General features: G+C 69.3%; 8 protein-coding genes. 6 read left to right on the plus strand and 2 right to left on the minus strand.

The features are described 5' to 3' along the window. Nucleotides 1-74: 74 nt before the first annotated feature. Nucleotides 75-806, minus strand: coding sequence for a methyltransferase (locus ACWDO5_RS34205; protein ID WP_450534440.1), 732 nt, complete (start codon nucleotides 804-806; stop codon nucleotides 75-77). 309 nt (nucleotides 807-1,115) lie between these two features. On the opposite strand from ACWDO5_RS34205, the gene ACWDO5_RS34210 reads away from it, so the two are divergent. The 3 genes from ACWDO5_RS34210 to ACWDO5_RS34220 all read left to right on the plus strand — a co-directional run bounded on the left by ACWDO5_RS34210 (nucleotide 1,116) and on the right by ACWDO5_RS34220 (nucleotide 4,105). Continuing rightward, nucleotides 1,116-1,913, plus strand: coding sequence for an SDR family NAD(P)-dependent oxidoreductase (locus ACWDO5_RS34210; RefSeq protein ID WP_450534441.1), 798 nt, complete (start codon nucleotides 1,116-1,118; stop codon nucleotides 1,911-1,913). A 93-nt stretch (nucleotides 1,914-2,006) separates the two neighbouring features. Continuing rightward, nucleotides 2,007-3,014, plus strand: a complete 1,008-nt coding sequence (locus tag ACWDO5_RS34215; protein ID WP_450534442.1) for a methyltransferase — start codon at nucleotides 2,007-2,009, stop codon at nucleotides 3,012-3,014. Between the two features lie 29 nt (nucleotides 3,015-3,043). Further along, complete coding sequence (locus ACWDO5_RS34220) at nucleotides 3,044-4,105, plus strand: methyltransferase (protein ID WP_450534443.1); 1,062 nt, start codon at nucleotides 3,044-3,046, stop codon at nucleotides 4,103-4,105. Between the two features lie 79 nt (nucleotides 4,106-4,184). Here the strand turns inward: ACWDO5_RS34220 and ACWDO5_RS34225 are convergent, their stop codons facing one another. Next, the gene (locus ACWDO5_RS34225) at nucleotides 4,185-4,664 is read right to left on the minus strand and encodes a MarR family winged helix-turn-helix transcriptional regulator (protein ID WP_450534444.1); all 480 of its coding nucleotides are present in this window, start codon (nucleotides 4,662-4,664) and stop codon (nucleotides 4,185-4,187) included. A 151-nt stretch (nucleotides 4,665-4,815) separates the two neighbouring features. On the opposite strand from ACWDO5_RS34225, the gene ACWDO5_RS34230 reads away from it, so the two are divergent. The 3 genes from ACWDO5_RS34230 to ACWDO5_RS34240 all read left to right on the plus strand — a co-directional run bounded on the left by ACWDO5_RS34230 (nucleotide 4,816) and on the right by ACWDO5_RS34240 (nucleotide 8,960). Continuing rightward, nucleotides 4,816-6,579, plus strand: a complete 1,764-nt coding sequence (locus ACWDO5_RS34230; RefSeq protein WP_450534445.1) for an MFS transporter — start codon at nucleotides 4,816-4,818, stop codon at nucleotides 6,577-6,579. A gap of 69 nt (nucleotides 6,580-6,648) precedes the next feature. Next, on the plus strand, nucleotides 6,649-8,295 hold the full coding sequence (locus ACWDO5_RS34235; protein WP_450534446.1) for an FAD-dependent oxidoreductase: 1,647 nt from the start codon (nucleotides 6,649-6,651) through the stop codon (nucleotides 8,293-8,295). 38 nt (nucleotides 8,296-8,333) lie between these two features. After that, nucleotides 8,334-8,960 (plus strand): hypothetical protein, encoded by a 627-nt coding sequence (locus ACWDO5_RS34240; protein WP_450534447.1) that lies wholly within the window; start codon nucleotides 8,334-8,336, stop codon nucleotides 8,958-8,960. Nucleotides 8,961-9,040: the final 80 nt, after the last annotated feature.

Raw genomic sequence — 9,040 nt, forward strand, 5'->3', positions numbered from 1 at the left:
GGCCAGCTCCCGGCGCATGCACACCCGCGGCCAGTGGTCCAGGCCGTACCGGGCCTCCGCGCGTCTGATCTCCCTCAGTCCTTCGGTGAGTTCGGGTCGGCAAAGAAGTCGCCGCCGTGGAAGGCGATCTTGTCCTTGAGGCCGAGTCCGCCGATGTGGTCCTCGTACGCCGGCTGCACGGTCGGCAGGTCGAAGACAGTGCCGGTCAGGTGCGGGTGGGCGTCGATGATGGTGGCGAGGAGGTTGCCGCGCGCGCCGCCGACGTCGGTGACGGTCTTGACGGAGCTCCAGTCGAACTCCTTGGCGAGCTCCGGGCCGACGGCCCAGTTGAGCGCGTCCATCATGGCGACGAAGTCGCGCATCTGCTCTTCGCTCTTGTACAGGTGCTTGAACATGTTGTCGTCGCCGTGGCCCTCGATCTGCGACTCACCGGTCTTCAGCGACTCGGTGAAGCCGGCCCACGCCGGGTACAGGACGGCGTTGGAGCGGTCGAGGAAGCGGCCGACGTAGGTGCGCTTGCCCTTGACCAGGTGGGTTTCGGCCGCCTCGGAGTTGCCGTACTTGCCGTCCTTGCGCTCGAGCAGTCCGAGCCGGACCAGCGCGTTGAGGAACTCGCGGGAGCCGCGCGAGTGCAGGCCCAGCCGCTCGCGGATCTCCCCCTCGGTCGCAGGCCCGGTCTCGCTCAGCTTGGTGAAGAGCTCGAGTTCGGTGGCCGTCAGCAGGACCTTGGCGCTTCCGAAGGCCATACCCAGTCCGACGATGTCTTGGAGGCTCAGCGAACCCTGCTTTTCGGGTGTGCTTGTCATGCGCCAGGTCCTTTCCCGGTGTGACAAAGAGACGTGTCTGCGCCGTGGCCTCCCGCTACGCCGAAAACGGCGCTGTGAGAGCCGGGAGCACTATTGGTGGCGCGCCTCGAAGACCCCTGGAGACCGGACAGAACCCCGCGCACGAAGCTGGTCCCGATATCGGGCCATTGAGGGGCCCGTGGAGGGGTCCATCGATCTTCGAGTGGATCTCCAGCGCCTTGCGGTAGCCATGGATCAGCTCCGTGCCCGATAACGGCCGGGGCTGGACCTGTTGCCGAGCCGGCCGCGGCCGGGAAAACGGAGCATGGCATGGAGTTGGGACTGACCGGCAAGGTCGTGCTGCTCACCGGGGGCAGCGGCGGTATCGGCCGACCTCTCGCGCGCTCCTTCGGCCGTGAGGGAGCCAGGGTGGCGCTGACCTATCTACGGCGCGCGGACGCCGCCAAGGACGTGGCGGCGTCGATCGAGGAGGCGGGCGGCGAAGCGCTGCCGGTCCAGCTCGATCTGACAGACCGTCCGTCCATCGACGCCGCGGTGGGTCATGTCGTGGACAGATGGGGCGGGATCGACATTCTCGTGGTCAACGCATCGGCCACCGGCGGCCCGAACCCCAAGCCCGTGGGGTTCGAGGAGATCTCCGCCGACAGGTGGCTGCCGTTGCTGCGATCCGAGGTGGAGGGCGCCTTCCACACGGTTCAGGCGGTGCTGCCGGTGATGAAGTCCCGTGACTGGGGCCGCATCGTGTTCATGTCGGCAAGCATCGTGCACCGCGGCCGCAAGGGCGAAGAGGCCTACACGGCGAGCAAGGCGGCGCTGCACGGGCTCAGCCGCACCCTGGCCACCGAGCTGTTCACCGACAACATCTTCAGCAATGTGGTGGCCCCCGGGCCCACGGTCACCGAAGGGCTGCTCGGCAAGCTTCCCGACAGCCTCAGGCAGCGCATCGCGGACGTCACTCCCGAGGAGGCCAAGCGCCTGCTCAACGAGGGCATGCCGCATCTGCGGTTCTCCACCGTCGACGACGTCAACAACACGGTGCTGTTCCTGGCCTCCGCGGCCAACGGCAACATCACCGGAAATGTGATCAACGTCGACGGCGGCCACTGATCGCCTGCGGCGCGAGCCGTTCACGACCGCTCCGAAGGACAGTGCCGAAGTCCGCACACACCGTGCCGACGAGAAGGCGACAGGAGGTCACGAGTGACGTTCTCCCCGCTCGGCGCGCTGCGCCGGCTCAACCCTTTCCACTGGTCCGCCGGCCTGGTCATACGCGGCATGGCGGAGCTGCGCATCGCCGACCACTTGGCCGAGAAGCCGCGTACGGCGTCCGAACTGGCCTCCGCGGTCGGCGCGCACGAGCCGAGCCTGACCCGCTTTCTGCGAGTGTGCGAACTGCATGAACTGATCGTCCCCGTCGCCCCGGACCGCTGGCAGCTGACCGCGGCGGGTGAACTGCTGCGCTCCGACGTGCCGTCGCTGCGCGGGTTCTCCATCGCGGTCAACGCGCCCGGAATGACCCGCCCTTGGGAGCGGATCGCCGAGGTGGTGCGTACCGGCGAGCCGGCCACGCGGGCGGTGTGGGGCATGGACCACTGGGAGTACTACGCCGCCAATCCCGAGGAGGCGCGCAGTTACGCCGAGACCTCGGCGTCGCTGTCGCTGGAGGCCGCCGACGCGCTGGTGGCCAGCTACAACTTCGCCGGCGCCGAAACGATCGTGGACATCGGCGGCAGCCCCGGCACCGTGCTGAACCGGCTGCTCGGCGAGGTGCCGGCTGCCCGCGGGGTGCTGCTCGACCTCGACTGGGCGGTGCCCTACGCCGAAGAGACGCTCGGCGCTTTCGCCGACCGGGCCGATGTGATCGCCGGGGACTTCCTGAGCGAGGTACCGGCCGGCGGCTCGCACTATCTGCTCAAGAACGTGCTGTGCGATCTCGACGACGCGGGCGCCGCGCGGCTGCTGGCCAATGTCTTCGAGGCCGCGCCCGCGGGGAGCCGGCTGCTGCTCCTGGACTGGGAGTACACCGAGCACTCCTCGCACGTCCACGCCAATGACGTGGAATTCATGGTGCTGACCGGAGGCCGTGCGCGGACGCCTGACGAGTACGAAGGCCTGCTGGCCAAGGCCGGGTTCGGCCCGGCCACGCGGCTGCCCCTGGCCGGCCATGAGCGGGCCCCCATCGTGTTGCTCGAATCCGTCCGCCCCTGAGGCCGGAGGAGAATCAGAGGTGGTATGTGATGACCAGTGAAGTAACGGCAGGTCAGGTTCCCGCGTGCGAGGGCGCCCCGGTGATAGGGCAGCCGCCCGCGCAGGCGGTGGCCGAACTCGGCTGGGGCATGTGGGCGAGCGCGACCGTGCAGGCCGCGGCCCAACTGCGCCTGGCGGACGCGGTGGACGACAAACCGGTCACGGTGGAGGAGCTGGCGACGGCCGTCGGCGCCGATGCCCCGGCGCTCACCCGGCTGATGCGGGCGCTGGTCGGGTTCGGCATCTTCCGTCAGGAGGGACCCGGCAGGTACTCGCACAGCGAGGCGTCGCGCGCCATGCGCTCGGACGCCCCGGCGTCGCTGACCGACATCATGCTGACCGGCGGCAGCTGGGGCTGGGCGATGTGGGGCAAGCTCGCCGAAAGCGTCCGCAGCGGCAAGTGCGCCTTCCAGGAGACGTACGGCAAGGACCTGTTCACCTATTTCCACGAGGACGACAACGCGGCGGGCGAGCAGTGCCTGCGTGGTTACGCGGCGCAGTCCCAGGCGATGAATCCGGGGGTCGTCAAGGCGCTCGATCTGAGCGGCGCGAATACCTTCTGCGATGTCGGCGGCGGTCACGGCAGCCTGGTGCGGAGCCTGTTGGAGGGCAATCCGCACGTTAACGCCGTGCTCTACGACCGGCCGCACGCGATCGACGCCGCGCTGCCCGAGCTGCGCGAGGGCGGTTCGCTCGGCGGTCGCTGTGAACTCGTGATCGGCGACTGCTTCGAGCGGGTGCCGGCGGCGGACGTCCATCTGATCCGCCAGGTGCTCCACATGTGGGAGGACGACGCCTGCGACAAGGTGCTGCGCAACTGCGTGGCCGCCGGGCACTCCGGCGGCCGGGTGGTGTTGCTCGAGCAGTTGGTCGCGGACCCGCCGGAGACTCCCTGGGACGCCCTGATGGACCTGCACATGCTGCTGGTGATGGGTGGCTGGGAACGCACTGCGGACGAGTACCGCGTCATGTTCGAAAGGGCCGGCATGGAGTTCACCGGCGTCACTCCCACGGGTACGCCGCTTCGGCTGATCGAGGGCAGGATCCCGTAGTGAACGGCTTATCCGGGTTCCAGGAGCGCGACGCGTTGGCCGGTGCACCCCTCGGGGCGCACCGGCCAGCTTGCGCTGGTCATTTCCTCGCCCGGCCCGCGGCGCGCAGCTTCGCGGTCTCCTCCTGGGTGACCGGGGCGGCGCCGCGCATGAAGTCGACGACGGTCCGCAGCTCTTCCTCGCCGTACTTCTCACAGAGCTGGACGAGCGCGGATCCGAGCCCTTCGAAGAGCGGGAAGATCTGCGCCTCGACGTTGGGCAGCGGGGTCACGATGACCCGCCTGCGGTCCTTGGGGTCCTTGTCCCTGCGTACGAAACCGGCCGCTTCCAGCCGGTCGATCACGCCGGTAATGGCGCCGGTGGTGACGCCGTTCTCCTCGGTGAGCCGGCCCGCGCTCATGGGCCCCCGCTCGACGAGGGCGCCCAGGCAGTTCAGGTCGAGCACGCTCATCCCGAGCCGGTCGGCCACCGCCTGGTGGAAGAGGACCGACCGGGAGACCAGGTTGCGAAGCTCCCGGTCAAGATCCCGCACCAGTGCCTCACGGCCCTCGCTTGACATGTGTCCCGCCTTCCGTATCATCTAGCTTAGTCATTATCTTAGTGACTAAGACACTCACATCGAGAGAGTTTTAGTCACTGATCGACTCGGCCTCAGTTTAATCCCGGCCGGGTTCCACCGGACGCAGTGAAGATCACCGAAAGGTCGCATCATGTCCGAGTCCCCTGCCGTTCAGGCAACCGCCGTCGGGGCTGATCCACAGCGCAAGAAAGCGCTCATCGTGGTGCTCTTCGCGGCGTTCATGGATCTCCTCGACTCCACGATCGTCAACATCGCCATCCCGCCGATCCAGCGAGACCTGGGCGCGAGTTACTCGGCCGTGCAGTGGGTGGTGGCCGCGTATCTGCTGTCCTTCGCCGTGCTGCTGATCCTGGGCGGGCGGCTGGGCGACATGTTCGGCCGCAAGAAGCTGTTCCTGATCGGCGTCGCCGCGTTCACCGTGACATCGGCGCTGTGCGGGATGGCCCAGAGCCCGGAGATGCTGATCGCCTCTCGTGCCCTGCAGGGCGCGTCCGCGGCGCTGATGGTGCCGCAGGTGCTCTCCATCATCACCGCGACCTTCCCGCCGAAAGAGCGCGGCGCCGCACTGGGCGCGTTCGGTGGCGTCGCCGGTCTGGCCACTGTCGGCGGACCGATCGTCGGCGCCGTACTGATCAACGCCGACTTCTTCGACCTCGGCTGGCGGGTCATCTTCCTGCTCAACATCCCCGTCGGCATCCTGTTGCTGGTCGCCGCCACCGCGGTGGTACGCGACTCCAAGTCCCCGCAGCCCATCAAGCTCGACGTGGTCGGCACCCTGCTCGTCACCGTCGGGCTGTTGCTGCTGCTCTTCCCGCTCGTACAGGGGCGTGAGGCGGGCTGGCCCGCCTGGGCCTTCGTCTCGCTGCTCGCCTCCGCGCCGGTGCTGGTGATCTTCGCGCTGCACCAGAAGCGGCGGCACACCGCGAGCGGCTCGGCCCTGATCGTCCCGGGGCTGTTCCGCAGCCGTTCGTTCTCCGCCGGCCTGGTGGCGAACATCGTCTTCTTCGCCGTGGTGATCGGGCACTTCCTGATCTTCATCATCTTCCTGCAGACGGGCCTCGGGTTCTCCACCCTGCGAGCGGGTCTGACCGGTCTGCCGTGGTCCTTCGGCGTCAGCTTCGGCGCCGCGTTCTCGGCGACCGTGCTCACGGCCAAGCTGGGCCGGAAGGTGCTGGTCATCGGTGCGGTGCTGCTCGCCGCCGGTCTGTACGGAATCTCACTGACCATCGAGTGGCGCGGCGACCAGATCGGCTCGTGGTGGCTGCTGCCGACCCTGCTCGTCGGCGGTCTGGGGATGGGCATGATCATCGCCCCGATCCTGGACTTCATCCTCTCCGACGTGCCGACGGAGCACTCCGGCGCCGGTTCCGGTGTGGTCAACGCGGTCCAGCAGGTCGGTGGAGCCATCGGCATCGCCGTCATCGGCGCGATCTTCCTCGGCTTCCTCGGCGGCGCCGCGGACAGCGCGACCAAGGACGTCACGCCACAGCTGCGGGCCGGTCTGGAGAAGGCCGCGGTCGCGGAGAGCCGGCGGGGCGAGATCACCACCTCCTTCGCCCAGTGCTTCGCGGACCGCACCTCAGCGGCGGACCCGAGCGAGACCCCGATGAGCTGCGAGGCCCTGAACTCCGTGCAGGGCGCGGGTGTTCAGGCCGCGATCGGCGAAGCGGCGCAGGACGCACGGCGGATCGCCTTCAGCACCGCCCTGCAGCGCACGATCCTCGCTCAGATCGGCCTTGTCGCCCTGGTCTTCCTGCTGATCTTCCTGCTGCCGCGCAAGGCCCAGCACCACGAGGAGAACTTCGAGGACGAAGAGGAGGCCGGCGAGAGCGCGCAAGTCCCGGGCCAGGCTTCCGAATCCACCACGGCAACATCCCCGCAGAGCACGTCCTGACACGCTCCCTCGGGGTCCCGCGGCACGGTCCGCGGGACCCCTCCCACCCCCGTCGAGGAGGTCCACCCCATGTCGGAACAGAACACGGAACAGGTTCAGGTGCTGATCGTCGGCGGCGCGGTCGTCGGTCTGTCCACCGCGCTGTTCCTCGCCCGCAAGGGCATACGCACCCTGCTGGTCGAGCGCCACCCGAGCGCCCTGCTGCACCCGCGGGCCCGGGTCATCAACCCCCGTACCGTCGAGGTCTACCGCGCGGCCGGTCTCGAGGACGCGATCTTCGCCGACCGGTCCCTGACATCCGATCTCAGCGTCAAGCTCATGGTCCGTGCCGAGAACCTGGCGGGCCCCGAGATCTTCTCCGCCCCCATGCAGGACGAGGCGCCGGAGCTGAACTCCACGGTCACGCCCGTCACCTGGTGCTCCATCGACCAGGACAAGCTGGAGCGCATCGTGGCGGCCCGCGCCGCCGACGAGGGCGCCGACATCCGCTGGTCCACCGAGCTGGTGTCCTTCGAGCAGCCCGCCGGCGGCGACAAGGTGTCCGCGGTCATCCGCGACACCGTCACCGGTGAGGAGCACACCGTCCACGCCGACTACCTGGTGGGCGCGGACGGCAGCCGCAGTGCGGTACGGGACCGGCTCGGCATCGCCGCCGAGGGCCCCGGCACCCTGGTGCACACCGTGAGTGTGGTCTTCAAGGCCGACCTGACCGGTCCGCTGCGCGGCCGTGACCTCGGGCTCGGCTACTTCGACCAGCCCGACAGCGGCACCCTGCTGATGCCGCTGGACGGTTCCCGCTGGGTCTTCTACACGCCGTATCACCCCGAACGGGGCGAGCGGCTCGAGGACTTCGACGAGGCCCGCTGCATCGAGGCCATCCGCGCGGCCGTCGGTGTGCCCGATCTCCTTGTCGAGGGCCTCGAGGTGCAGATCGACAAGACCGGCGAGAAGATCCTCGGCTTCGAGATCGCCGCCCAGCTGGCCGAGCGGTTCCGCGACGGCCGGGTCTTCCTGGTCGGCGACGCGGCCCACTCGATGCCGCCCACCGGTGCGTTCGGCGCCAGCACCGGAATCCAGGACGCGCACAACCTGGCCTGGAAGCTGGCCGCCGTGCTCGACCGCACCGCCGGCCCCGGGCTGCTCGACACCTACGAGGCGGAACGCCGTCCCCTCGCCCGCTTCACGATCGACTACGCGCTGGCCGAACTGCAGGGCCGCTCCGGCGACGGCAGCGAAGACGGCCAGCAGGTCAGCTACGCCGCGGCCATTCTCGGCTACCGCTACGGGACGGGCGCGCTCCTTCCCGAGAAGGACGACGAGCAGGCGCCGCCCGCGACGGACCCGCGCCGTCTTGGCCGCCCCGGCACCCGCGCGCCCCATCTGGCGCTGCGCCGCGACGGCAAGGAGCTGTCCGTACTCGACCTCTTCGGCGACTCGCTGGTGCTGCTCACCGGCCCCGAGGGGACCGGCTGGGAGCACGCGGCGGGACCCGCCGCACAGCGGCTGGGCGTCGACCTCGACGTCCACCGGGTGGGCAACGGCATAGCGCCCGCGGACCCGGAGTACTCCTGGACCGCCACGTACCCGGTGGGCCAGGACGGAGCGGTGCTGGTGCGGCCGGACGGATTTGTGGCCTGGCGCAGCGACGGCGCTGCCGCCGAGCCGCAGCAGGAACTCGAAAAGGTCCTGGGCCACGTGCTCGACCGGCTCGTTTGAAGCAAGACGTGTGAAGAGACAGAAGGGGTTGATCCATCATGGCCAAGGACCAGGAACAGCAGTTCAGCGAGGCTCTGGGGTCCGTCACGGCCGGGCTGCTGAAGTTCGTCGGAGGGGCGTCCGAACTGACCCTCGCCGCCGAGGAGAAGAACAGCGACGATCTGTACCGCGGGCGATTCTCCGGGCTGGTCCCCGAAGTGCGGGCAGCCGCCGGCGTGGTGACCGTGCGCTACCCGCGCCGCCTGCACCCGTTCACGATCCGCCGGCACAGCGGGCAGCTGACCGTCAACGCGTCGGTGCCGTGGGCAGTGGAGATCGACGGCGGCGCCGGGCGGGTCACCGCCGACCTGTCGTCGCTTCAGCTGACCCGGCTCGACCTCGGCGGCGGCGCCAGCCATGTGTCGATCGTCCTGCCCAGGCCCAGCGGCACGGTGCGCGTCCGGATCGCGGGCGGGGCGAGCAATGTCACCCTCCGCCGGCCGCAGGACGTGCCCGCGCGGGTGAAGGTCACCGGCGGCGCCTCCCATCTGACCCTCGACAGCCAGTACCTGGACGCTGTCGGCGGCGGACTCGAACTGGCCCTGCCGGAGTTCGAGACCGCCGAAGACCGGTACGACATCGAGGTCGTCGGAGGCGCAAGCTCCCTCACCGTCGACCGCCCCTAACACCAGGGACACAGGCGTCCGAGGCGGTCGGTGGACAGGTCCACGTCCATATAGGCGAGGACGGGCGCGTCGGAGTGCGA

The sequence above is a fragment of the Streptomyces sp. NPDC000880 genome (genome assembly GCF_053599675.1).

Coding starts and splice junctions, on each gene's coding strand:
- ACWDO5_RS34230 (WP_450534445.1), top strand. CDS start 4,816: ATGTCCGAGTCCCCTGCCGTTCAGGCAACCGCCGTCGGGGCTGATCCA.
- ACWDO5_RS34235 (WP_450534446.1), top strand. CDS start 6,649: ATGTCGGAACAGAACACGGAACAGGTTCAGGTGCTGATCGTCGGCGGC.
- ACWDO5_RS34220 (WP_450534443.1), top strand. CDS start 3,044: ATGACCAGTGAAGTAACGGCAGGTCAGGTTCCCGCGTGCGAGGGCGCC.
- ACWDO5_RS34240 (WP_450534447.1), top strand. CDS start 8,334: ATGGCCAAGGACCAGGAACAGCAGTTCAGCGAGGCTCTGGGGTCCGTC.
- ACWDO5_RS34205 (WP_450534440.1), bottom strand. CDS start 806: ATGACAAGCACACCCGAAAAGCAGGGTTCGCTGAGCCTCCAAGACATC.
- ACWDO5_RS34210 (WP_450534441.1), top strand. CDS start 1,116: ATGGAGTTGGGACTGACCGGCAAGGTCGTGCTGCTCACCGGGGGCAGC.
- ACWDO5_RS34225 (WP_450534444.1), bottom strand. CDS start 4,664: ATGTCAAGCGAGGGCCGTGAGGCACTGGTGCGGGATCTTGACCGGGAG.